At 72.8% G+C, this 22,627-nt stretch carries 25 protein-coding genes and 1 tRNA gene; 10 read left to right on the forward strand and 16 right to left on the reverse strand.

Annotated features, from left to right (window positions below):
- The first annotated feature begins 167 nt into the window (after window positions 1-167).
- Complete coding sequence (locus ACA361_RS30985) at window positions 168-641, forward strand: HAD domain-containing protein (RefSeq protein ID WP_375017841.1); 474 nt, start codon at window positions 168-170, stop codon at window positions 639-641.
- A gap of 67 nt (window positions 642-708) precedes the next feature.
- Here the strand turns inward: ACA361_RS30985 and ACA361_RS30990 are convergent, their stop codons facing one another.
- The gene (locus ACA361_RS30990; RefSeq protein WP_375017843.1) at window positions 709-1,209 is read right to left on the reverse strand and encodes an ATP-binding protein; all 501 of its coding nucleotides are present in this window, start codon (window positions 1,207-1,209) and stop codon (window positions 709-711) included.
- Between the two features lie 259 nt (window positions 1,210-1,468).
- Between ACA361_RS30990 and ACA361_RS30995 the strand changes: the two genes are divergently transcribed.
- Genes ACA361_RS30995 through ACA361_RS31005 form a run of 3 tightly spaced genes read left to right on the forward strand, consistent with a single transcriptional unit; the run spans window position 1,469 to window position 2,922 of the window.
- Window positions 1,469-2,341: a helix-turn-helix domain-containing protein gene (locus ACA361_RS30995; RefSeq protein WP_375017845.1), complete on the forward strand. Its 873-nt coding sequence runs from the start codon at window positions 1,469-1,471 to the stop codon at window positions 2,339-2,341.
- Window positions 2,338-2,571, forward strand: a complete 234-nt coding sequence (locus ACA361_RS31000) for a DUF397 domain-containing protein (RefSeq protein ID WP_375017847.1) — start codon at window positions 2,338-2,340, stop codon at window positions 2,569-2,571. Before ACA361_RS30995 ends, ACA361_RS31000 begins: the two co-directional genes overlap by 4 nt.
- Before the next feature lie 3 nt (window positions 2,572-2,574).
- Window positions 2,575-2,922: a DUF397 domain-containing protein gene (locus ACA361_RS31005; protein WP_375017849.1), complete on the forward strand. Its 348-nt coding sequence runs from the start codon at window positions 2,575-2,577 to the stop codon at window positions 2,920-2,922.
- Here the strand turns inward: ACA361_RS31005 and ACA361_RS31010 are convergent.
- From ACA361_RS31010 to ACA361_RS31035, 6 genes are all read right to left on the reverse strand, one after another.
- Window positions 2,919-3,533 carry an NUDIX hydrolase gene (locus ACA361_RS31010; protein WP_375017851.1) on the reverse strand — a complete coding sequence of 205 codons (615 nt, stop codon included), beginning with the start codon at window positions 3,531-3,533 and terminating at the stop codon, window positions 2,919-2,921. The genes ACA361_RS31005 and ACA361_RS31010 overlap by 4 nt on opposite strands.
- Window positions 3,534-3,587: 54 nt before the next feature.
- The gene (trxA, locus tag ACA361_RS31015; protein ID WP_375017853.1) at window positions 3,588-3,902 is read right to left on the reverse strand and encodes a thioredoxin; all 315 of its coding nucleotides are present in this window, start codon (window positions 3,900-3,902) and stop codon (window positions 3,588-3,590) included.
- Window positions 3,784-4,278, reverse strand: a complete 495-nt coding sequence (locus ACA361_RS31020; protein ID WP_375017855.1) for a MerR family transcriptional regulator — start codon at window positions 4,276-4,278, stop codon at window positions 3,784-3,786. The genes trxA and ACA361_RS31020 overlap by 119 nt, the downstream gene beginning before the upstream one ends.
- A 26-nt stretch (window positions 4,279-4,304) precedes the next feature.
- Window positions 4,305-5,480 carry a Cmx/CmrA family chloramphenicol efflux MFS transporter gene (locus ACA361_RS31025; protein WP_375017857.1) on the reverse strand — a complete coding sequence of 392 codons (1,176 nt, stop codon included), beginning with the start codon at window positions 5,478-5,480 and terminating at the stop codon, window positions 4,305-4,307.
- A 285-nt stretch (window positions 5,481-5,765) separates the two neighbouring features.
- Window positions 5,766-6,389, reverse strand: coding sequence for a LysE family translocator (locus tag ACA361_RS31030; RefSeq protein WP_375017859.1), 624 nt, complete (start codon window positions 6,387-6,389; stop codon window positions 5,766-5,768).
- Window positions 6,390-6,443: 54 nt separating this feature from the next.
- Window positions 6,444-7,631 carry an MFS transporter gene (locus ACA361_RS31035; protein ID WP_375017861.1) on the reverse strand — a complete coding sequence of 396 codons (1,188 nt, stop codon included), beginning with the start codon at window positions 7,629-7,631 and terminating at the stop codon, window positions 6,444-6,446.
- Window positions 7,632-7,751: 120 nt separating this feature from the next.
- Here ACA361_RS31035 and ACA361_RS31040 point away from each other — a divergent pair, with 120 nt between their 5' ends.
- Window positions 7,752-8,201 (forward strand): MarR family winged helix-turn-helix transcriptional regulator, encoded by a 450-nt coding sequence (locus ACA361_RS31040; protein ID WP_375017863.1) that lies wholly within the window; start codon window positions 7,752-7,754, stop codon window positions 8,199-8,201.
- On the opposite strand, the gene ACA361_RS31045 is transcribed toward ACA361_RS31040, so the two are convergent.
- From ACA361_RS31045 to ACA361_RS31070, 6 genes are all read right to left on the reverse strand, one after another.
- Window positions 8,185-9,360 carry an amidase gene (locus ACA361_RS31045; protein ID WP_375017865.1) on the reverse strand — a complete coding sequence of 392 codons (1,176 nt, stop codon included), beginning with the start codon at window positions 9,358-9,360 and terminating at the stop codon, window positions 8,185-8,187. The two genes, ACA361_RS31040 and ACA361_RS31045, sit on opposite strands and share 17 nt — an antisense overlap.
- 54 nt (window positions 9,361-9,414) lie before the next feature.
- Window positions 9,415-10,842 carry an ABC transporter ATP-binding protein gene (locus ACA361_RS31050; protein ID WP_375017867.1) on the reverse strand — a complete coding sequence of 476 codons (1,428 nt, stop codon included), beginning with the start codon at window positions 10,840-10,842 and terminating at the stop codon, window positions 9,415-9,417.
- Window positions 10,839-11,744, reverse strand: a complete 906-nt coding sequence (locus ACA361_RS31055; RefSeq protein ID WP_375017869.1) for an ABC transporter permease — start codon at window positions 11,742-11,744, stop codon at window positions 10,839-10,841. The genes ACA361_RS31050 and ACA361_RS31055 overlap by 4 nt, the downstream gene beginning before the upstream one ends.
- The gene (locus ACA361_RS31060) at window positions 11,731-12,726 is read right to left on the reverse strand and encodes an ABC transporter permease (protein ID WP_375017871.1); all 996 of its coding nucleotides are present in this window, start codon (window positions 12,724-12,726) and stop codon (window positions 11,731-11,733) included. Before ACA361_RS31060 ends, ACA361_RS31055 begins: the two co-directional genes overlap by 14 nt.
- A gap of 4 nt (window positions 12,727-12,730) precedes the next feature.
- Window positions 12,731-14,317: an ABC transporter substrate-binding protein gene (locus tag ACA361_RS31065; protein WP_375017873.1), complete on the reverse strand. Its 1,587-nt coding sequence runs from the start codon at window positions 14,315-14,317 to the stop codon at window positions 12,731-12,733.
- A 121-nt stretch (window positions 14,318-14,438) separates the two neighbouring features.
- Window positions 14,439-15,122: a DUF1444 domain-containing protein gene (locus ACA361_RS31070; RefSeq protein WP_375017875.1), complete on the reverse strand. Its 684-nt coding sequence runs from the start codon at window positions 15,120-15,122 to the stop codon at window positions 14,439-14,441.
- A 138-nt stretch (window positions 15,123-15,260) separates the two neighbouring features.
- On the opposite strand from ACA361_RS31070, the gene ACA361_RS31075 reads away from it, so the two are divergent.
- Genes ACA361_RS31075 through ACA361_RS31090 form a run of 4 tightly spaced genes read left to right on the forward strand, consistent with a single transcriptional unit; the run spans window position 15,261 to window position 18,853 of the window.
- Window positions 15,261-15,908, forward strand: coding sequence for an ABC transporter permease (locus ACA361_RS31075; protein ID WP_375017877.1), 648 nt, complete (start codon window positions 15,261-15,263; stop codon window positions 15,906-15,908).
- Complete coding sequence (locus ACA361_RS31080; protein WP_375017878.1) at window positions 15,901-17,115, forward strand: ABC transporter ATP-binding protein; 1,215 nt, start codon at window positions 15,901-15,903, stop codon at window positions 17,113-17,115. The genes ACA361_RS31075 and ACA361_RS31080 overlap by 8 nt, the downstream gene beginning before the upstream one ends.
- Window positions 17,112-17,897 carry an ABC transporter permease gene (locus ACA361_RS31085; RefSeq protein ID WP_375017879.1) on the forward strand — a complete coding sequence of 262 codons (786 nt, stop codon included), beginning with the start codon at window positions 17,112-17,114 and terminating at the stop codon, window positions 17,895-17,897. Before ACA361_RS31080 ends, ACA361_RS31085 begins: the two co-directional genes overlap by 4 nt.
- Complete coding sequence (locus tag ACA361_RS31090) at window positions 17,894-18,853, forward strand: glycine betaine ABC transporter substrate-binding protein (protein WP_375017881.1); 960 nt, start codon at window positions 17,894-17,896, stop codon at window positions 18,851-18,853. Before ACA361_RS31085 ends, ACA361_RS31090 begins: the two co-directional genes overlap by 4 nt.
- Here ACA361_RS31090 and ACA361_RS31095 read toward each other — a convergent pair.
- The 3 genes from ACA361_RS31095 to ACA361_RS31105 are packed head-to-tail and all read right to left on the reverse strand — an operon-like array spanning window position 18,843 to window position 22,007.
- A complete protein-coding gene (locus ACA361_RS31095) occupies window positions 18,843-20,330 on the reverse strand; it encodes a cobyric acid synthase (protein WP_375017883.1) in 1,488 nt (495 codons plus the stop codon). The genes ACA361_RS31090 and ACA361_RS31095 overlap by 11 nt on opposite strands.
- Entirely contained in the window at window positions 20,327-21,232 is a 906-nt protein-coding gene (locus ACA361_RS31100) for a cobalamin biosynthesis protein (RefSeq protein ID WP_375017885.1), read from the reverse strand. The genes ACA361_RS31095 and ACA361_RS31100 overlap by 4 nt, the downstream gene beginning before the upstream one ends.
- Entirely contained in the window at window positions 21,216-22,007 is a 792-nt protein-coding gene (locus ACA361_RS31105) for a phosphotransferase (RefSeq protein ID WP_375017887.1), read from the reverse strand. Before ACA361_RS31105 ends, ACA361_RS31100 begins: the two co-directional genes overlap by 17 nt.
- A 99-nt stretch (window positions 22,008-22,106) precedes the next feature.
- Here ACA361_RS31105 and ACA361_RS31110 point away from each other — a divergent pair.
- Window positions 22,107-22,183, forward strand: a tRNA-Arg gene (locus ACA361_RS31110).
- The last annotated feature ends 444 nt before the right edge of the window (window positions 22,184-22,627 follow it).

The following is a 22,627-nucleotide window of genomic DNA, read 5'->3' on the forward strand; positions in this document are numbered from 1 at the left end:
AAGGCAGACACGCCACGAGTCAACGTCTCAGGGCCGCACCCTGTCTACAGCGGAGGGGTCTCCCGCCGCCGCGGCGACGTCCTCTACGCCATGCTGGGCGGCGAACAGCCCTGCCAGCCAGGGCGCCGGCCACTTGCCCAAGCCGCCTGACGGAGACATCGCACACGATGACCCGCCGCCCGTTGCTCTTCCTGGACGTCGACGGTGTCCTCAACCCGTATGGCTACAGCCGCCGCCCGCCTGGCTTCAACGAGCACCATCTGTTCCCCGGCGAAGAGCCCGTCCTGCTCAACCCTGCACACGGCGCCTGGATAACCGAACTCACGCGGGTCTACGACGTCACCTGGGCGACCGCCTGGAGCGAGGACGCCAACCGGCTTCTGGCCCCCTTGCTCGCCGTGGCCCCGCTGCCGATCCTCGCCATGCCGCCGCCCCCCTTCCACCCCAGCGCCAAAGTCACCCGCATCGCCGAACTCTGCCGGCACCGCCCCGCCGCCTGGATCGACGACCAGCACACTTCCGAAGCCCTGAACTGGGCCGACAACCGGTCCGACCCCACGCTGCTCATCACCATCGACCCCGCGACGGGCCTCACCCGCGCCTCGATCGACCAGGCCCTCACCTGGGCCACCAGCCTGTGACCGCGCCGAATCGGCCGTACGGGCGGCGGCTGCTGCGCATGACCCGCCCGTACGAGCCGTACGGGAGTCAGGCGCAGGGAAGGGCGAACCCGATGGCCTTGCCAAGGCCCGGGCGGCTGCATGTGGGGGTGGTGTACGTCGCGCAGTGGCCCGCGGTCAAGCCGCGTACGAGGGACAGGCCGCGCCCGCCCAGGCTGAGCGAGTCGATGACGGCGTCGAGATCGTCTCCGGCCGGGGGCTGATTCGGGTCGCGGAGCAGGTCGGGGACGCGGCCGAGGCACGGGTCAGCGTCGGCCAGCTCGCACCAGATCGGGCGGCGCTCGGTCCCGGCGAAGAGAACGCGCAGCTCGTACGGGGGTCGCGAGTGCCGTACGCCGTTGGTGGCCAGCTCGGCGATCACCAGCTCCATGTCCGCCACCGACTCAGTGCCGACGCCCGCCCGGACGAGCAGTTCGCGAACAATGTCCCGCGCCCGGCGCTCGGCCCGCTGCGGCGAGAGCCGCCAGACCTGCACCGCCCACGGCATCGCGCCCGTGCTCTTCTGTTGCCCTGCGACCGAACCCCACATCCGCCTCACCCTCTCCTGCCGCTGTGACCGACCCGTCGCGCGGCTCCGCGGCGGAACGCCCTGCGCGGCCGGTGCACCGGGGGGAACGTGCACCGACGACGCAGTTCTCCATGGCAGTTCCAGCTATCGTTCAACGCGGAGTTGAGCAACAATCTGTAGCTTCCTATAAGCGTAAGGTAATCACAAGGCCTTCCACCTGGAAATTCCGTCAGGACAATCCGGCCTTTGCCTCATACGCCCCCAGAAAGGACGAACCCCCATGGCTGCCCCCACCCCCGCGACCGTCCGGCACCGCCTGCTCGTCCAGAAACTCCGCCGGCTGCGCGAGGAAGCGGGATTCACCCAGGCCGAGGTCGCGCAGGCGATGGACTGGTCGGAGTCCAAGCAGATCAAGATGGAGCGGGGCAACATCCCGGTCCGTATTCCGGACGTCCGCGCCCTGCTCGTCCACTACGGCCTGGTCGGCCCAGAGCACCGGCAGGAGACGGACGCGGTCCTCCAGCTCGCCCGCGACGCCCGCCGGAAGGGCTGGTGGCACACGTACGGCGACGCCGTCCCCGAATGGTTCGAGCCGTTCCTCGGCCTGGAGACCGAGGCCACCAGCATCCGCACGTACCAGCCGGAACTCGTCCCGGGACTCCTCCAGACGCCCGACTATTACCGCTCCTTCATGCGCACATCGCCCACCACGAGCACGACAGAGGAGATCGAGCGCAAGGTCGCTGTACGTGAACAGCGCCAGGAACGCCTCGAAACCACGGGCGCACCGACGTACTGGACGATCCTGAACGAGGCGGCACTACTGCGTCCGCCCCCTGGCGAGAACGCAATATTGAAGACTCAGCTCGCCTACATCGCCGAACGCTCGAAACTGCCCACGGTCACCGTCCAGGTGCTCCCCTTCGCCGCTGGGCTTCATCCCGCGATGGACGGGCCGTTCGAGATTCTGGGATTTCCCGAATCTCTGGACCTCGACATCGTTTACATCGAATCTCAGAGCGGGGCCCTCTACCTGGAGGAACGCGAGCAGGTCGGCAGATATAATGGCATCTTCGATCATCTACGAGCGAAGGCACTCGATCCGGAACAATCTCGGGCCCTGATCGTCCAGAAGATCAAGGAAATCTCATGAGGTCCTCGCAACAGTCACGTGCCCTCACCGGCGACCGGCCGAGGGTGCAGTGGCGAAAGAGTCGTCACAGCAACAACGGCGGAAGCTGCGTCGAGATGGCCTCGTTCGACGGTGCATGCCTCGCACGTGACTCGAAGGACCCGGACGGGCCGGTGCTCGCGTTCACGCCGGACGCGTGGCACGGCCTCGTCCACGACATCAAGCACGGACTGCTCGACCTTCCCGGCTGAGCCGTGATCCTGGCCCGCTCATCTCGACCACCGCTCGCGCGTGGTCCTTGGCGCAAGTCCAGCCATAGCGGGGACAAGAGCGAATGCGTCGAGGTCACAGCGGTAGCCCCAGGAAGTCTCATGGGGGCCTCGCAGCGGTCACGTACCCTCGTCGGCGACCGGCCGAGGGTGCAGTGGCGGAAGAGTCGTCGCAGCAACGACGGCGGTAGCTGCGTCGAGACCGCGGTGGCGCGGCGGGTGCACCTGGTGCGGGACTCGAAGGACCCGGACGGGCCGGTGCTCGCGTTCACGCCGCGCGCGTGGCACGGCCTCGTCCACGACATCAAGCACGGACTGCTCGACCTTCCCTAGCCCTGGCCGCCGGGGCGCTCCATCATCGCGGCGTGGCGTTGCAGGAGGGTTCTCACCGGGTGCGTCAGGGGGTGCTGCAGGGCCTCTGACGGGGCCAGCCAGCGTGGGTCCCGGCCCTCTTCCAGGACCTCGGCGATCGTGTCCTGGGGGACGTCCAGCAGGTACGGGTGCCAGCGGTGGGCGTCGGAGCCGCGCCAGCAGGAGTCGCCCGGGATGTCGGTGACGTCCAGGGGGACGAGGTCGGACGGGGCGGCGGTCAGGCCGACCTCCTCGCGGAGTTCGCGGGACGCGGCGTGCGCGGGGTCCTCGCCCGTGTCGACGTGGCCGGCGGGGACCGTCCATTCCAGCGGGAAGAAGACGCGTTCGAAGAAGAGGTGGCGGCCGTCCTCGCGGCGGACGAAGACGCCCGCGGTGCGGTGCCAGTACTCGCCGGACGGGTCGGTCCACCACTCCAGCGCGGGGTCGACGACCAGCGTGCGCGGGTGTTCCCGGCCGCAGGTGGCGCAGGTGAATCCGGTGGCGCCGTGGTGCGGGGTGACGGTCTCGGCGCGGCAGCCCCAGCAGTACTGGTGGCGGCGGCCGTCGGCGGGGACGTCCACGTCCAGCTTCATGGCGATGATCCTCGCAGGCGGGACGCCGCGGCGGGCGCCCCGCCCTACGGGACCTCAGATGTGCGGTTCCAGGTCGGCCAGCATGAGGCGCTTCGGCTTGGCGCCGATGATCTGCTGGACGACCTCGCCGTCCTTGTAGAGGTTGAGGGTCGGGAAGCCGAGCACGCCGTACCGGGCGACGATCTCGGGGTGGTCGTCGCCGTTGAGCTTGCCGATGGTGAGGCGGTCGCCGAGTTCGGTCTCCATCTGCTCAAGGATCGGCGCGATCATCTTGCACGGCGGGCACCACTCGGCCCAGAAGTCGACGAGTACCGGTCTGCCGCCGCGGAGCACCTGCTCGTCGAAGTTCTCCGTGGTCAGTGTGATCATGTCTTCCCTCCCGGGACAGGACGCAGCCGGGGCAGGCGCGCGCCAGTTGCTCGGCCACTTCGGCCCGTTGCGCGGTCAGGGTGCGGATCTCCGCGTCGATCTCGGCCAGCTTGCGCCGGTAGACGGCCACCGGCTCCGGGCACGCCTCGCCGACCTCGCGGCCGGAGCGGAGGCATTCGACGAACGGGCGGGTGTCCTCCAGGGTGAAGCCGGCCGCCAGGAGCGAGCGGATCTGCCGGACGAGCCGGACGTCCGACTCCGCGTACCGCCGGTAGCCGTTGGACTCGCGGCGGGCCGAGATCAGCCCGTGCTGCTCGTAGTAGCGCAGCGCCCGCGTGCTCACCCCGGCCCGCTCGGCCAGCTCCCCGATCCGCATCGGTCCTCCCTGATCCGTCCGCGACGCTAGTCCTTGACGCCGGTGACAAGGTCAAGCCGGATCGGTCCCGTTTTCATCCGCACGACCGCGGCGGTCAGCAGCGCGAGGGCGATCAGGGCGGTGCTGACCCACAGCGGCGAGCGGTGTCCCAGGCCCGCGGCGATGGCGGCGCCGCCCGCCCAGGGCCCGACGGCGGCGCCGACGTTGAGCGCGGCCGTGGCGAACCCGCCGGCGAGGGCGGGCGCCCTCACCGCCGCGTACAGGGCCTGGGCGATCAGGGTGGAGCCGACGGCGAACGACAGGGTCCCCTGGACGAGGACGAGCGCGATCGTCACCGCGGGCTCGGCGGCGAGGAGCGCGAACGCCGCCCAGCCGATCAGCAGGGCCGCGCCGCCCGCCAGCAGCAGCGGTACGGGCCGCACGTCCGCGACGCGCCCCGCCGCCGAGACGCCGAGGAACGAGCCGAGCCCGAACAGCGCGAGCAGCGCGGGCACCCATGCCTCGCCGAGGCCGGCGACCTCGGTGAACACGGGCGTGAAGTAGGTGAACGCGCAGAACGTCGCCCCGTTCACGAGGGCGCCCAGGAGCAGCGTCACCTGGAGGCGCGGTTCCCGCAGGGCCCCGAACTCCTTGCGCGGGTTCGGGACGGGCCCGGCCCCGTCGTCCGGCACGGACCGCAGGATCGCCAGGAGGGCCGGGACGGAGATGAGCGCGACGGCCCAGAACGCCGACCGCCAGCCCCACAGCTGGCCGAGCAGCGCGCCGCCGGGTACGCCCGCGACGCAGGCGAGGGTGGTGCCCGCGAGCAGGACGGACGTGGCGCGCCCCTTGGCGTTCGGGGCGACCAGCGCGGCCGCGGTGACCATGGCGACGGCCAGGAACCCGGCGTTGGCCAGGGCCCCGACGATCCGGGTGCCGAGGAGGACCGGGTAGCTGGTGGTGACGGCGCCGAGGACGTGGACGAGGAGGAACACGGTCAGGAACGCCAGCAGCGCGTTCCGGCGCGACCAGCGGGCGGCGGCGACCGCCATGAGCGGCGCGCCGATGACCATTCCGACGGCGAACGCCGAGGTCAGCGAGCCGGCGGCGGAGATGGAGACGCCGAGGTCGGCGGCGATGTCCGGGAGGAGGCCCGCGAGCATGAACTCGGACGTCCCTTGCGCGAAGACGGCGAGCGCGAGCAGGTAGAGCACGAGAGGCACAGGAGGACTCCAGAAGACTCCATGGGAGCGGCGCGAGCGCGCCGGAACCCGCCGGGCGGCGCGGCGCAGGAGGGCGGCGCGCCCGGTCACAGGGTGGAAAGGGCCCGTGGTCCGGAGATCCGGTGGTGGTGTGATCGCAGCCCGGCGCGGCGCGGCCTCATCGGACCGCGCGGCGGGGAGCCACCGGACGACCGGTGGCTAGAGTCTTGACGCCTCGGGGCTGGACATGCCCGCAGCGTAACGTACGCCCCGCGCGACGCGTCCAACCCTTTTCAGCGCCCCCGGTCAGTCCTTGCGGCCGGTGGCGGCGACGGTCACGCCCAGGCCGATCATCATCAGGCCGCCGGTGCCGCCGATCGCGGCGAGGCGGCGGGGCGAGCCGGTGAGCCAGCTGCGGGCGGTGCCGGCCGCCAGCCCCCACACGCTGTCGCAGAGCAGGGCGATCAGGCCGAAGACCAGCCCGAACACGATCATCTGCAGGGCGGCGTGGCCGTTGCCGCGGTCGACGAACTGCGGGAGCACGGCGGCGAAGAAGACGGCGGTCTTGGGGTTGGTGACGCCGACGACGAAGCCCTGCCAGAGGGCGCGGTCGCGCGGGGCGTCCCCGTCCTCGAACGCGAGGCGCCGGTGCCGGAACGCCTGGACGCCCAGGTACACGAGGTAGGCGGCGCCGATCAGCTTGAGGGCCGTGAAGACCAGCACCGACCGTTCGACGATCGAGCCGATGCCGAGGGCGACCGCGGCGGTGAGGACCAGCACCCCGAGCTCGTTGCCCAGGACGCTGGCCAGCGCCGCGCGGCGGCCGTGGGCGAGGGCCCGGCCGACCACGAACAGGACGGTCGGGCCCGGGATCACGATGATGGCCAGCGCCATCGCCGAAAAGCCCAGCAACTGCTCCATCGACACCATCCCGCGACATTAGGCCGGTGCCGCCCGGGAGCGCACCTCAATAAGCGCCCTGGGTCACGCCTTGAGAGCGGGCTCCCGTACGGCCTCCGGCAGGGGACGCGCGGTACGCCGGTCCAGCGCCCCGGAGAGGACCGCGATGCCCAGGCCGGAGGCGCCGAGCGCGGCGGCGACCCACAGCGGCGAGGTGTAGCCGTGGCCCGTGCTGATCGCGAGCCCGGCCAGGAACGGGCCGAGCGCGTTGCCGAGGTTGAACGCGGCGACGTTGGCGGCGGAGGCGAGGGTCTGGGCGCCGGTGGCCTGGTCGAGGACGCGGGTCTGGAGGCCGGGGATGGCGGCGGAGGCGACCACGCCGAACAGGGTGAGGACGGCCAGGACGGCGATCTTGTGGTGGGCGGCCGCCATCAGCACGGCGGCGACCGCGATGATGGCGGCCAGCAGCGCGTACACGGTGGGCATCAGCGCGCGGTCGGCGTAGCGGCCGCCGAGTGGGCCGCCGGCCAGCATTCCGGCGCCGAGCAGCACCATGACCCACGGGACGGCGGCGCTGGAGTAGCCGGTGACCTCGGTCAGCAGCGGCGCGACGTAGGTGACGACGGCCAGCACCGGCGCCCAGCCGAGGGTGGTCATGGCCAGCGCGAGCCAGAGCCGCCGGTCGCGGAACGCGGCGAACTCGTGCCGCAGGCGGGTGTCGGGCCGGCCGCCGCGGGGCACCAGCGCCGCGATGCCGATCAGCGCGACGACGCCGATGCCGGTGACCGTCCAGAACGCCGCGCGCCAGCCGAGGTTCTGCCCGACGAAGGTGCCGAGCGGCACGCCCAGCACGTTCGCGGCGCTGAGGCCCATGAACATGACGGCGATGGCGCCGGCCCGCTTCTCGGGCCGGACGAGGTCGGCGGCGACGACGGCGCCGATGCCGATGAACGCGCCGTGCGCGAACGAGGCGACGATACGCCCGGTCATCAGCACGCCGTAGGAGGGTGCGAGCGCGGAGAGCAGGTGTGCGGCGACGAACAGGGTCATGAGGCCGAGCAGCATGGTCTTGCGGGGCAGCCGGGCGCCGGCCGCGGTGATGAGCGGGGCGCCCACGACGACCCCGAAGGCGTAGCCGGAGACCAGCAGGCCCGCGGTGGGGATCGAGGTGCCGAAGTCGGCGGCCAGTTCGGGCAGCAGGCCGGCGATGACGAACTCGGTGGTGCCGATGCCGAAGGCCCCGAGGGCCAGCGCGAGGAGCGCGAGCGGCATGACGTCCCTCCTTCGATACGATATAGGGCGAACGCCGATAGCAAGCAGAGGCATTAATTGCAGACGCCTGCTATCTCAGCACGCAAATACCGGCGCAAGCAAACACTCGGAAGGTGAGCCATGTCACGTACCGCCGACGCCGTCGAGGCGCGCGCCAACGGCTGGCGCACGCTCGCCGCCCTCCAGGCACGGATCGAGGAGAAGATCGAGCGCGCGCTCCAGGAGCGGCACGGCCTGAGCGTGAACGAGTTCTGCGTGCTGCATCACCTGGCCGGGCCGGACGGGCGCAACACGCGCATGCAGCAGCTCGCGGCGATCCTCGTGCTCAGCCAGAGCGCGACGACGCGGCTGGTCGGCCGGCTGGAGACGCGCGGCCTGCTCACGCGGGTGCTGTCGGAGGAGGACCGGCGCGGCATCTACGCGGAGGCCACCGAGGAGGGCAGGGCGCTGCTCGCCGAGGCGGCCCCGACGCACAACGACGCGCTGGACGCCGCGCTCGCCGAGGCCGCCGATCTCCCGGAGCTGACCCCGCTGGTGGAGGCGCTGGAGAAGCTCAGCCTGAAGGTGTGAGGGCCGTCGCGGCGAGGCGGAGGAGGGAGCGGTCCGTGCCGCGGCCGCCGACGGCGCAGAGCCCGACCGGGAGGCCGGCCACCCGCAGGCTCGGCGTCACGACGGCGGGCAGGCCCGCGATCGAGGCGAGGCAGGTGAGGCGGAGGGTGCGGAAGCGGTACGCGTCCATCGTCTCCGCGTCCAGGTCCACGGGCGGCGCGGGCGCCGTCGCGGCGGGCAGCAATAGGACGGTCCCCGGCGGCACGGCGTCGTACAGGACGGCCCGCGCCGCCTCCAGGACCTCCAGCCCCGCCTCCAGCTCCCCCGGCTTGAGGTCGCGCCCCAGGGCGAACCGCTTGGTCACCCCGTAGCCGAGCGAACCGGGATGCGCCTCGATCCACTCGCCGTGCCGCTTCCACGCCTCGTCCGCCTGGACGTTCCGGAACGCCGCGAACCACTCCTCCAGCCGCCCGCCCATCAGCGACCCGATCCGGCGCACGGGCTTCCCGAGGGCCGCGCAGGCCGTCTCGAACGATTCCCGCGTCTCGGGCTCGGCCAGCTCCACGACGTCGTCGGCGACGGCGAAGGACAGCGGCAGGTCGGGGTCGCCTGGAGGCAGCAGGACGTCCCCGGCCCGTTCCAGGAGGTCCGGGTCCCGCGCGAACCAGCCGATCGTGTCGAACGAGCGCGCCAGGTCCAGCAGCCCGTCCGAGCGCACGGCCCCATGCGTGGGGCGCAGCCCGTAGAGGCCGCAGTGCGAGGACGGCACGCGCACCGACCCGGCGGTGTCCGTCCCCAGGCCGAGGTCCGCGAGCCCCAGCGAGACGGCCGACGCGGGCCCGTTGCTGGAGCCGCCTGTGATGCGGCCGGGCGCGGCACCGTTAGGAGGGGTCCCGTAGTGCTTGTTGGTGCCGTTGAGGCTGAACGCCAGCTCGTCCGTCTGGGCGATGCCCGCGATGTCCGCGCCCGCGTCGAGCAGCGCCTGGACGGCCCAGGCGTTCCGCTCCTCGACCGGCGCCCCGGCCAGCCAGTCGGGGTTCCCCGCCCCGATCCGCCGGCCCGCCACCGCGAACAGATCCTTCACCGCGACCCGCACGCGGGCGAGGGGCCCGTCCGGGGCGCCGCTCACCAGGGGGTCGCCGGTCACCCGCCAGATGGGACCGGGCACGCGCTCGTCCAACACGCCTCCTTCACGCCTGTCACACGCCTGTTCACACGCCTGTTCGGCTGCTCGTCAGAGCACCGTACCGGCATCCAGGGTGATCACCCGATCCGCGATCCGGCGGGCCACCCGGGGATCGTGGGTGACGAAGACGATCGCCAGGCCCTCCTCGCGGCGGAGGCGGGCGAGCAGGTCCAGGATGCGCTCCTGGGCCAGGACGTCCAGGCCGGTCGTGGGCTCGTCGGCGAGCAGGATCCGGGGACGGGACGCGAGCGCGCGGGCGAGCGCGACCCGCTGCCGCTCACCGCCCGACAGCGTCGACGGGCGCCGCGCCGCCAGGGCCGGGTCCAGGCCGACGCGTTCCAGCGGCTCCGCGACGCCCTCGCGGCCGCCCAGGGCCTCCGCGACGACGCGCTCGACGGTGTAGCGGGGGTCGAACGACGCCTGCGCGTCCTGGAACACCAGCGCCGACTCGCGCCGCAGGGCCCGCCGCTCGCGGTCCCGCAGGCTCCACACGTCCCGCTCTCCGGCGAGCACCCGGCCCGCCTCGGGACGGTCCAGCCCCGCGAGCACGCCGACCAGCGTGGACTTCCCGGACCCGCTGCGCCCGACGACCGCGACCGACTCCCCGGCCCGGACGTCGAGGTCGACGCCGTCCAGCGCGACCGTCGTCCGGCCCCGCCCGTGCAGGACGCGCCGGACGCCGCGCAGCGACCGCACCGGCTCGCCGGCCGGCTCCCCCGGCTCGAACGGGGCGTCCAGCCGGGAGGCGGCGACCAGCGCCCGGGTGAACGGATGCTCCGGCTCGGCCAGGACGCGCCCGCTCGGCCCCTGCTCGACGATCCGGCCGTCCGCCAGGATCGCGATCTCGTCCGCCCAGCGCTCCGCGACCGCCAGATCGTGGGTGATCAGCAGCACCGCCCGGCCCTGGGCGCGGATCGCGTCGAGCACCTCCGCCTGCGTCTCCGGGTCGAGCGCGGTGGTCACCTCGTCGGCGATCAGCAGGTCGGGCTCCAGGACGGTCGCGACCGCGAGCGCCGCCCGCTGCGCCTGGCCGCCCGACAGCTCGTACGGCCGCGCCTCCCACACCTGCTCCGGGTCCAGCCCGCACCGCTCCAGCGCGCCGTACCCCAGCTCGCGCGGGTCGCCCGCGCCGTGCGCGCGGACGGTCTCGGCGAGGTGCCGGCCGATCGTGAGCGTCGGGTTGAGGGCGGCGGAGGCGTCCTGGAACGCGTACCCGACCCGGCGGCCCCGGAGCCGGCGCAGCTCCCGGCGCCCCATCCCCACCACGTCGAGCCCGCCGACCCTGATGGTCCCCTCGACCCGCACGGACGGGTCGTTCAGCCGGACGACCGACCGCGCGGTCAGGCTCTTGCCGCTGCCGCTGGCCCCCGCCAGCGCGACGATCCGCCCCTCCGGAACGGTCAGCGACAGGCCGTCCACCACGCGCCGCCCGCCCGGCACCGTCACCGCGAGACCGGTGATCTGGAGGGCGCTCACCGGGGGTCTCCGGAGATCGTCGAGGCGAGGACGTTCACCGCGAGGATGGTGGCGACGACGCACGCGGCCGGGAACGCGACCGTGTACCACTCGCCGGTCAGCAGGTGCGCCTGCGCCTCGGTGAGCAGGTTGCCCCAGCTCGGCCGGTTCGGCGGCACGCCCAGGCCGAGGAAGCTCAGCGTGGACTCGGTCAGGACCGCGTGGCCGACCTCGAACGCGGCGATCGACGCGACCGGCGGCAGCGCGCCGGGCAGCAGGTGCCGGACCAGCACCCGGCCGCGGGACAGGCCGAGGGCGTGCGCGGCGCGGACGTACGGCCGCTCCCGCAGGCTGATCAGCTCGGCGCGGGTGACCAGCGCCACCGGCATCCAGGCGGTGGCGGCGACGGCGAGGATCACGGTGCCGAGGGACGGGCCCGCGACCGCCGCCAGCGCCAGCACCACGACCAGCATCGGCAGCGACAGCAGCACGTCGGCGGCGCGCGAGATCGCCTCGTCCAGCCAGCGCGGCCCGGCCGCCGCGAGCCCGCCGAGCAGCACCCCGGCCGCCACGGTGATCGCGGCGGCGACGATCCCGACGATCAGCGAGGTGCGCGCGCCGTACAGGAGCCGGGCCAGCAGGTCGCGGCCGAGCTGGTCGGTGCCCAGGAGGTGGCCGGGCGAGCCGGGCGGCAGGCTGGTCGCGAGGGTGTCGGTGGCGATCGGGTCGTACGGCGTCAGCACCGGCGCGAGCAGGGCCGCCAGCGCGAGCACCGCCAGCAGCAGCGCCGCCGCCCACACGCCGGGGCGGCGCGCGGGCAGCCGGGCCGCCAGCAGCCCGCGCGGGGCCGGTGCCGCCGTCCCGTCCCCCGAGAACGGGACGCCGGCACCGAGTCCGGAACTCCTGACCTTAGTGATGGGCATGCCGGGCCTTCCCCGTCAGGCGGACGCGCGGGTCGAGCCAGGCGACGGCGAGGTCGCCGAGCAGGTTGGCCAGCACCACGATCACGCCGGTGACCAGGACGACCGCGGTCAGCACCGGGTAGTCCTGCTCGCGGGCCGCGAGCACCGCCTGCCGCCCGATCCCCGGCCAGGAGAAGATCATCTCGGTGGCGTAGGCGCCGGCGATCAGCCCGCCGACCCCGACGCCGAGCCGCGCGGTGAACGGCACCAGCCCCGGCCGCAGCAGGTGCCGCACGGTCACGGTCCAGCGCGCGAGCCCGCGCGCCCGCGCGTTCTCGACGTGCGGCGCGGACCGCAGCCGGCCGACGCCCGTCTCCACCAGCCGCGCGTACGTGCCGAAGTGGTGCCCGAACGCCAGCGCCAGCGCGGGCAGCACCAGATGCGCCGCGAGGACCCCGGCCGTGAGCGGCTCGCCGGGCCGGTTCAGCCCGCCGGACGGCAGCACCCGGAGCCATGCCGAGAAGATCCACATCAGCAGCAGCGCGGTGACGAACCCGGGCATCCCGCCCAGCGCGAACAGCGCCGTCTGGATGCCCCGCCGCAGCCAGGCCCGCCGAGTCAGGGCCGCGGCCAGCCCCACGGCGATCGCCCCGGCGACGCTGAGCAGCACGGCCGCGGCCGTCAGCAGCAGCGTCCACGGGGCGGTGTCGGCGAGGACCTCCCGCACCGGCCGCCCGGTGCCGTACGAGTCGCCGAAGTCACCGCGGACCGCGCCCGCGACCCAGCGCCCGTACCGGACCGGCAGCGGGTCGTGCAGGCCCATCTCGCGCTCCAGCCGCTCGACGGCCGCGGGCGTGGCGGGCCGCCCGCCCGAGCGCGCCTCCAGGATCGACGCGGCCGGGCTGCCCGGCGCGACGTCCAGCAGCACGAAGCAGAGCGCCGAGAGGGCGGCGACGACCGCCAGGGCCGTCGCCGCCCGCCGGAGCAGGAACCGTGCGATCAACGGCTCAGGACCAGGACCACTTCTCGGCGTTCCAGAAGAAGCCGTAGCCGTGGTGGCCCAGGGTGCGCCGCTGCGGGCCCTTCAGCCCGTCCGGCACCGCGTTGGACGTGTGCAGGTAGGAGATCCACACGAACGGCGGGTCCTCGGCCAGCGCCTTCTGGAAGTCGCCGTACAGCTCCTTGCGCTTCGCCGGGTCGGAGGTCTCCCGCGCCGCGTCGAGCGCCTTGTCGACGTCCGGGTTGCTGTACGTGCCGTAGTTGGAGCCGCCGTTGGCGAGCGCCTCCGAGGAGTGGAACGGCCCGTACACCGAGGTGTCGGGGTCGTACGGCGTGCCCCAGCCGACCACGAACGCCTCCAGCTCGCCCCAGTTCTTGCGGACCCAGTCGCGCGGCCGCGGGTTGGGGACGACGTCGAAGCCCCGCGCCTTGAGCTGCGTGGCGGCGACGTTGAGGATGGCGACCCGCGAGGAGTCCTCGGCGAACGTGCTCAGCTCGAACCGGACGGTCCTGCCGTCCTTGGCCCACAGCCCCTGAGCGTTCTTGGCGTAGCCCGCGGCCTTCATCAGCTCGTCCACCTTGGCGGGGTCGTGCGTGAACGGCGCCGCGCCCCCGGCCTTGTACGGGCTCTCGTCCAGCGGCCCGGTCGCCGGGCTGCCGTGCCCGAGCAGCACGCTCTTGACGAACGCGTCGCGGTCGACGGCGTGGTTCATCGCCTGCCGGATCCGCTTGTCGGCGAAGACGGGGAGCTTCTTGAAGTTGAGCATCAGGGCCCGGTAGTCGGCCGTCGGGTAGGTCTCCAGCCGCACCCCGCCGACGTCCCCGGCCTTGGCGGCCTGCTGCGGCTGGACGTGGGCGCCGTCGACCTCGCCGTTGGTGAGCTGGATCAGCCGCGCGGTGTCGTCCGGCACGTACTTGATCACGATCTTGGGCAGCTTCGGCCTGCCCTCGTAGTAGCCGCCGAACGCCTCCAGCTCGGCGTACTGCCCCGGCTTGAACGTCGCCAGCCGGAACGGCCCCGCCCCGACCGGGCTCTGCCCGAACGACGCGTCGGTGATCTTCTTGCCCTTCAGCGCGTGCTCGGGCAGCAGCCCCATCGACAGCGCGTCCAGCAGCGGCGCGAACGGCCTGCTCAGCTCCAGCTTCACCGTCGTGTCGTCGGGCGTCTCCACCGACTCCACCGACTCGAAGTTGCGCGAGCGCGGCGCGTCGGCCGCCGCGGCCTTCACCGCGTCGATGGTGAACCGCACGTCCCGCGAGGTCAGCGGCTTGCCGTCGTGCCAGGTGAGGCCGGACCGGAGCTTGAACGTGTAGTCCTTGCCGTCCTTGGAGACCGTCCAGGACTCGGCCAGCCCCGGCACCACCTTGTTGGCGGCGTCGTGCCGGGTCAGCCCGCGGAAGACCAGCTCGGTCACCGGGTCGGTGTGCTCGTCCTGGAGGGCCGGGTTGAGCGTCTCCGGCTCGTCCCCGATGGCGTACGTGAACGTTCCGCCGGTGCGGGAGTCCGCGGCTCCGCCGGTCCCGCACGCGGTGGCGGCGGCCAGCAGGGCGCTCGCGGTGGCGAGCGCGCCGAGGACGAGGGCGGGCTTACGCATAAGTCTCCTAGTTGCAAGTAATTCGCAACAAGTGACTATAGCCGTCCCCGAACGGGGCATTCGTCACCGGCGTCCCGCCAGGCAGGCGGAACGCGCCCGTCAGGCGGGCGAAGGCGCCCCGTCAGGCGGGCAGGACGCTCCAGCGCCCCTCGCGCCACACCAGCAGATCGCGGGTCAGCAGCTGGCCGGCCGGCACGTCCCAGGACGGCTCGCCGTCCCCGCCGGCCGCCCCGGCCTCGTCCTCGGGCCGCTCCTCCGACCACACCCGCTCCACCGCCCAGCGCAGCTTCGCGATCCCGTCCGGGTGGCCCGTGCCGGAGGCGACGAACACGTCCCGCGCGGGGGCCGCCACGACCAGATCGCCCTCGACGTCCTGCGCCAGCTTCTCCAGGAACCCCTCGTCCAGCAGCAGGCCCGCCTCCAGCCCGCCGCCGCGGGACGGCTCCGCCCCGCCCAGCGAGACGGTCACCGCGCGGACGTCCGGATACCAGCTCATCCGCAGGTCGGGCCGGAGGTTGCGGAGGTTGATCACGGCGGTGCGGCGCAGCTCCTCGGGCGCGATCCCGAGCTCCTGGCAGTGCCGCCGCGCGACGTGCTCGTACCGCCGGCCGCCCGGCTCGGGCCGCAGCGCGCCCGCGGCGCCCGCCTCGGCCGGCAGCTCCAGCGCGTACGTGACGTACAGGTCCCCGGTGAACGGGTCGCGCACCGGCTCCTCCTGCGGCGGCAGCGGGAACTCCAGCTGCACCTCGGCCGGCACCCGTGCCTTGATCAGCGGGACGACGAGACTGGTCCGCGGCTCGGTCACGGCGAGATCCTCCTGAGGCCGGTGAGGTTCCGAGCGAGTCACACTACCGGGAGCGGCCCCCCGACTCCCCGCAAGCCTCGCCGCGCCGTGATGTGATCATTCCCGCCGATCTGGGTACCTGTGACGCGGGAGGTCCATGTGAACTTCTGGGAGTACCTGTCCGATCGGCGCGAGCTGCTGACCTTCGAGGCGTGGCAGCACGCGAGCATGGTCTTCCAGTGCGTGCTGGCCGCGCTGGTGATCGGGACGGTGATCGGGGTCGCGGTGTACCGCAGCCCGCGGGCCGCCGCGCTCGCCACCGGCACCGCCGGAGTGATCTTCACGATCCCGGCGCTGGCCCTCCTCGGCCTGCTCATCACCCCGTTCGGCCTCGGCGTGGCGCCCAGCGTCGTCGCGCTCACGCTGTACTCGCTGCTGCCGATCCTCCGCAACACCATCGTCGGCCTCAACGGCGTCGACCCGGCGCTGGTGGACGCGGCGCGCGGCATCGGGATGAGCCGGCGCATGATCCTGCTGCGCGTCCAGCTGCCGCTGGCCTGGCCGGTCGTCCTCACCGGCGTCCGGGTGGCCACCCAGCTGGCGATGGGCGTCGGCGCGATCGCCGCGTACGCCTCCGGGCCGGGGCTGGGCGAGCAGATCTTCTCCGGCCTGGCCCGGCTCGGCGGCGCCAACGCCGTCAACATGACGCTCGCCGGCACCCTCGGCGTGATCATCCTGGCCCTGCTCTTCGACGCCTGCTACCTGCTGATCGGCAGGCTGACCACCCCGCGAGGCATCCGTGCATGAGACCCCCGGCACCCCCGCCGCCAACGACTCCGGCACCGCCGGCACCGCCGAGGCCGACGGCGGCCGCGGCATCGAGCTGATCAACGTCACCAAGCGCTTCCCCGGCCAGAAGACCCCCGCCGTGGACGACATCACGATGACCATCCCGGGCGGCGAGATCGTCGTCCTGCTCGGCCCGTCCGGCAGCGGCAAGACCACCACGATGCGGCTGATCAACCGGCTGATCGAGCCCACCTCCGGCACGATCATCGTGGCCGGGCAGAACGCCCTGGACATCGACCCCAACGAGCTGCGCCGGCACATCGGCTACGTGATCCAGAACGCCGGGCTCTTCCCGCACATGACGGTCGGCACCAACATCGGCCTCGTCCCGCAGATGCTCGGCTGGGACAAGCGGCGCATCGCCGACCGCGTCGACGAGCTGCTCCGCCTCGTCGACCTCGACCCCGCCACGTACCGCGACCGGTACCCGCGCGAGCTGTCGGGCGGCCAGCAGCAGCGCGTCGGCGTGGCCCGCGCGCTCGCCGCCGACCCGCCCGCGATGCTCATGGACGAGCCGTTCGGCGCCCTCGACCCGATCACCCGCGAGCGGCTCCAGGACGAGCTGCTCCAGCTCCAGGAGGAGCTGGGCAAGACGATCGTGTTCGTCACCCACGACGTGGACGAGGCGCTCAAGCTCGGCGACCGGATCGCGATCCTCGGACAGGGCTCCCGGATCGCCCAGTACGCGACCCCGCAGGAGATCCTGCTCAACCCGGCCGACGAGTACGTCGAGCAGTTCCTCGGCGGCGGCCAGGCGATGAAGCTGCTGAAGTTCAGCCGCGTCGCCGACGTCCCGCTCGACCGGATCCCCGAGGTCCGCGCCGACGAGGACGCCACCGCCGTCCGGGCCCGGATCGAGGAGTCGGAGAACGGCTCGTTCGGCATCGTCCTGGACGAGGCGCGCCGCCCGCTGCGCTGGATCACCCTCGACGACCTCGACGGCGTCGACGGGCCGGTCGGCGAGCGCGGCGACGCCACCGCCACCCCCATCCGCGCCCGCATCACCCTCCAGCAGGCCCTGGAGGCGCTGATCCAGATCGAGCAGGACTGGGTCCCGGTCGTCGGGCCCCGCAACGTCTACCGCGGCACCGTCACCCTCGCCACCCTGCAGAACGCGATCAAGGACATGAAGGAACGCACCCGCCGCCGGGCGGCCCGGTCATGACCGCCGAGACCGCGGAGACCGTCGAACGCTCGTCCGCCGACCTGCACGCCCCGACCGGCGGGCGCTCCTGGCGCGCCCTGATCGAGCCGCTCGCCATCCTCGCCGCCGGCGCCGCCTGGCTGCTGTACGTGTGGAACTCCGACCTCGACAGCATGGAGGAGCGCAGCCTCGGCCCCCGCTACGTGTTCGGCAAGGTCTGGCAGCACATCGAGCTCACCGCCGTCGCCACGCTGCTGGTCCTGCTGATCGCCATCCCGCTGGGCGTCGTGCTGAGCCGCCGCTGGGCCCGCCCCGCCACCCCGGCCGTCCTGGCCATCGCCAACATCGGCCAGTCCGCCCCCGCGATCGGCGTCCTCGTCCTGCTCGCCGTCACCTGGGGCATCGGCTTCTGGACGGCCATCGTCGCCCTCGTCGCGTACGGCGTGCTGCCCGCCCTCCGCAACACCCTCGTCGGCCTCCAGCAGGTCGACCCGGCCCTGGTGGACGCCGGGCGCGGCATCGGGATGTCCGCGCGCTCCGTCCTGTGGCGGGTCGAGTTCCCGCTGGCCGTCCCCGTCATCCTCGCCGGGATCCGGACGACCCTGGTCCTCATGGTCGGCACCGCCACCATCGCCTCGTTCATCAGCGGCGGCGGGCTCGGCGACCTCGTCACGACCGGCATCTCCACCCAGCGCACCCCCGTCCTGCTCACCGGCTGCGTCCTCGTCGCCCTGCTCGCCCTCCTGATCGACTGGCTCGGCGGCATCGCCACCCGCCTCCTGGCGCCGAAAGGTCTCGGATGAAGCGCCTGGCCCTGCTCTCCACCCTCCTGCTCCTCGCCGGCTGCGGGCTGAAACCCGCCTCCGCGTTCGTGCCCGCCGTCGAACCCGGCAGCATCCGGCCGATCCCCTCCTTCGAGGACGCCACGTTCCGCGTCACCTCGAAGGAGTTCACCGAGCAGCTCATCCTCGGCAAGATCGCCGTCCTCGCCCTGACGGCCGCCGGCGCCGAGGTCGAGGACCACACCAACGTCCAGGGCAGCATCACCTCCCGGCGGTCGGTGACCGGCGGCGAGAACGACCTCGCCTGGGAGTACACCGGCACCGGCTGGATCAACTACCTCGGCCAGGAGGACCCGCTGCCCGACCCGAAGCAGCAGTTCGAGGCCGTCCGGAAGATGGACCTGGAGAAGAACCGCATCGTCTGGCTCGCCCCGTACTCCCCGGGCAACAACACGTACACGATGACGGTCACGCGGCAGACCAAGCAGAAGTACGGGCTGAACACGCTCTCCGACATGGCCAAGGTCCCGGTCGCCGCGCGCACGTTCTGCGTCGAGCCGGAGTTCTCGTCCCGGAACGACGGGCTGCGCGGGATGCTGAAGACGTACGGCATCCCCTACGGCACGGCCGTCCCGCCCGGCAACATCTTCCAGATGTCGGCCGGCGTCGTCTACAACACCACCGCCGAGGGCAAGTGCACGTTCGGGGAGGCGTACGAGACCGACGCCCGCATCCAGTCGCTCGACCTCCAGGTCCTGGCCGACGACAAGAAGTTCTTCCCGAACTACAACCCCGCGGTGACCGTGCGCGAGCCCGTCCTGCGCGCCCACCCCGAGATCGCCGGCATCTTCGCGAAGATCGCGCCCAAGCTCACCACCACCGTCCTGCGCGACCTCAACAGCAAGGTGGACGTCGAGGGCCGCGACCCCGTCTTCGTCGCCCGCGACTGGATGCGCGAGCAGGGCCTCATCCGCTAGCCGGCGGCACCACCCGCAGGCCGCGCGGCGCGCCCTCCTCGATCAGCCGCCAGAGGGCGCCCGTGTCCAGATGCTCCTCGACCAGGTCGCCGACCGCGTCCATCATCCGCTCCCGCAGCGCCGCGAACGACACGTCCTGCGCCGGAACGAAGTCCCGGCCCGCCCACCGCGCCACGTCGGCGAGGAAACCCCTGCGGAAGCCGTCGTTCTCCATGGCCCCGTGCCAGGTTGTCCCCCACACGGCGTCCAGGCGGCACCCGTCCAGGAACGGCTCGCCACCCTCCACGTCCACGATCCCGTGATGGATCTCGTACGCGTGGACCGGCTCGCCGTAGGCCCGCCCGGACGGCCGGCCGAGCGTCTTCTCGTCCCGGAACACCACCCGCGCCGGCAGCAGGCCCAGCCCCTCGACCCCGCCCGCCCGCGACTCCACGTCGTCGTCGATGTGCCGGGCGAGCATCTGGAAGCCGCCGCAGACGCCGAGCACGGGCCTCCCCTCCGCGGCCCGGCGCACGATCTCGTCCGCCATGCCCCGCTCGCGCAGCCAGGCGAGATCGGCGACGGTCGCCCGCGTCCCCGGGAGCACCACCAGGTCCGCGTCCGCCAGGTCGCCCGCGCTCGCCGCGTACCGCACGACCACGCCGGGCTCGCAGTTCAGGGCGTCGAGATCGGTGAAGTTGGAGATCCGCGGGAACCGCACCACCGCGATCCTGAGCGTCTCCCGCCCGTACGGGCCCCGCGCGTCCGGGCGCGGCGCGTCCAGCGCCAGCGTGTCCTCGGAGTCCAGGTAGAGCCCCAGCCTCCACGGCAGGACGCCGTACGTCGGCCGCCCCGTCAGCTCCGCCAGCCGGTCGATGCCCGGCTCCAGCAGCTCCAGCGCCCCGCGGAACTTGTTGATCACGAATCCGGCGATCAGCGCCTGGTCGGCCTCCTCCAGCAGCGCGACGGTCCCGTACAGGGAAGCGAAGACGCCGCCCCGGTCGATATCGCCCACGACGACCACCGGCAGGCCCGCGGCCCTGGCCAGGCCCATGTTGACGATGTCCCCCGCCCGCAGGTTGATCTCCGCCGGGCTGCCGGCCCCCTCGCAGACCACCACGTCGTACTCGGAGGCCAGCTCGTCCAGGCTCTCCTTCACGACCCGCCGCAGCCGCTCCTTGTGCGCGCCGTACTCCAGCGCGTCCACCTCGGCCACCGGCCGCCCCAGCACCACCACCTGGCTGCGCCGGTCGCTCCCCGGCTTCAGCAGCACCGGATTCATGACCGCCCTGGGCTCCACGCCCGCCGCCTGCGCCTGCATGTACTGCGCCCGGCCGATCTCCGCCCCGTCGCTCGTCACCATCGAGTTGAGCGACATGTTCTGCGCCTTGAACGGAGCGACCTTCACCCCCTGCCGCGCCAGCCAGCGGCAGATCCCGGCCGTCACCACGCTCTTGCCCGCGTCCGACGTCGTCCCGGCGACGAGGAGCCCCTTCACCTGGCGACACCCGCCAGAACCGCCGCCGTGCCCGCCACGAGCCGCGAGAGCCGCACCGCCCGGCGGACGTCCCCTACCTCGGGGGCCCGCCCATTTCCCATCTCGGGTCGCGCCTCCACGTCCCCTCCGTACGAGTTGACCCCGCCGAGCCGCACCCCCAGCGCCCCGGCGAACGCGGCCTCGCACCGTCCCGCGTTGGGGCTCGGATGCTTCCCGCCGTCCTCCCGCAGCACCCGCCAAGCCTCCCGCCCGCCGAAAACCGCCCCCAGCATGCCGGTCAGGCGCGCCGGCACCCAGTTCGCGACATCATCGAGCCGCGCCGAGGCCCACCCGAACCGCTCGTACCGCTCATTGCGGTAACCGACCATCGCATCGAGCGTGTTGACCGCCCGGTACGCCAGCAGCCCCGGAACGCCCGCGACGGCCCCCCACACCAGCGGCGCGACCGCCGCGTCCGACGTGTTCTCCGCGACCGACTCCACGGTCGCCCGCGCCAGTTGCCGCTCCCCCAGCCCCGCCGGATCCCGCGCGCACAGATGCGTCAGCCGCTCCCGCGCCGCCTCGACGTCGCCCGCCTCCAGCTCCCGGGCCATCGCCGTCCCCTCCCTCCCCAGGGAGGTCCCCCCGAGCACGGCCCACGTCGCCAGCGCGGTCACCCCGACCCGCCCCACCGAAGACCCCGCCGACCGCTCCGCGAGAACACCCACCCCGGCGGCACCGCCCACGAGCAGCCCCGTGAAAACGATCCCCCGCGCCCGCGAATCCGCGTACAGCCGCCTCTCCAGGGCACCGGCCACCCGGCCGAACCCCGCGACGGGATGCCCCCGGCGCGGATCGCCGAGCACCGCGTCCAGCGCCGCCCCCAGCAGCAGCCCCTTGCCCCTGTCAGACAAGCCGGGCATCGATCTCGTCCCAGTTGCGCTCCAGCCAGTCCTGCGCCCGCCGGATCCGCGACCCCGCCCCCGACCGCCAGATCCGCGCCCACGCACCACCCTGCTCGGCCCTCTTCCGCATCGCCTCGTACGACCGCTCGAACCGCACCCGCGCCGCCGGCAGCACCTCCCGCCGCCCCTCACGCCCCAGCCCGTAGGCGTCGCAGAACGACCGCACCCGCTGCCCGACATCGACCTGCCCGAGCCGCCAGTCCCGATCGGCCGGATCCGCGATCGGCGCCCAGTGCCGCAGCGTCGTCACCACGTCGTACAGCCTCGTCGTCGGCCGCGCCAGATCGAAGTCGATCAGCCCCACCGGCACCCCGCCCCGGAACACCACGTTCTCCGGCGTCACGTCGCAGTGCCCGATGATCTCCGGCTCCCGGTCCAGGCCCGACCCCCCGGCCTCCCACGGAGCCCCGGCCGGCGCCTCGTACGACGCCACCGCCTCATGGAACCGCCGCAACAGCACGGCCACGCCCCGCAACGCCTCGTCCGTCACGGCGTACGCCGGCAGCGGCCGCCCGGGCGCCTCCCCCGGCACCCAGCTGAGCACCTCACGCCCCAGCTCATCGATCCCCAGCACCCGCGGCGCCCCGTCGAACCCCACACCCTCCAGATGCCGCAGCAACCCGTGCACCGCCGGACTGTGCGCCCCGCACGGCCGCCGGACGGTCTCCCCCACCCGCACAACGCCCTCCGTCACGTCCCCGCCGGAGAGCGGCACTTCCACATTCACCGCCACGGCTATAGAAGATATGACGACCTGGACACCACCGGCGCCGCTTCCCGGATACGCCCGTGCGAAGACCACGGGTCGCGCTCTACACTCAAGGCCCAGCAGGCGCCCATAGCTCAGCCGGACAGAGCATCGGTCTTCTAAACCGACGGTCGGGGGTTCGAATCCCTCTGGGCGCACCACCTCTGACCTGCGGAAACGCAACTGACCACCTGGTCATCCACCGCCGGTTACGCCCCACTTCGTCACCCCACGTTGCTCCATGTTCGCTCGGGGGAACCAACCCAGACATCGACCGGGCCGGGTCGCGGCACTCATGTCGGCTCCGTCCCTGTGATGGTTAGGGGCTACCTACGAAGGAGCCGGGGTCTGCGAGGAGAACGTTCTCGATAGCCCAGATCGGCACGCATGGCTACAACGCACTGGGCCAGTTCGCGATCGATCTCGTCTCTGGGATAGGCGACCAGGAGGTTCATTTGATGGTCCTTCTTGTGCACCCGGGCCTTCCCCCTTGGATGTGGACACCTTGGAGACTGGATCTTGAGGTCCAGGGGAAGAGATGTCATCGATGGCGCTGAAGCACTATCCGGAGGAGTTCAAGGCCGACGCGGTGGCGTTGTACCTGT

Origin of the sequence: Actinomadura sp. 21ATH (assembly GCF_041951345.1) — a bacterium.
Classification (GTDB): domain Bacteria; phylum Actinomycetota; class Actinomycetes; order Streptosporangiales; family Streptosporangiaceae; genus Spirillospora.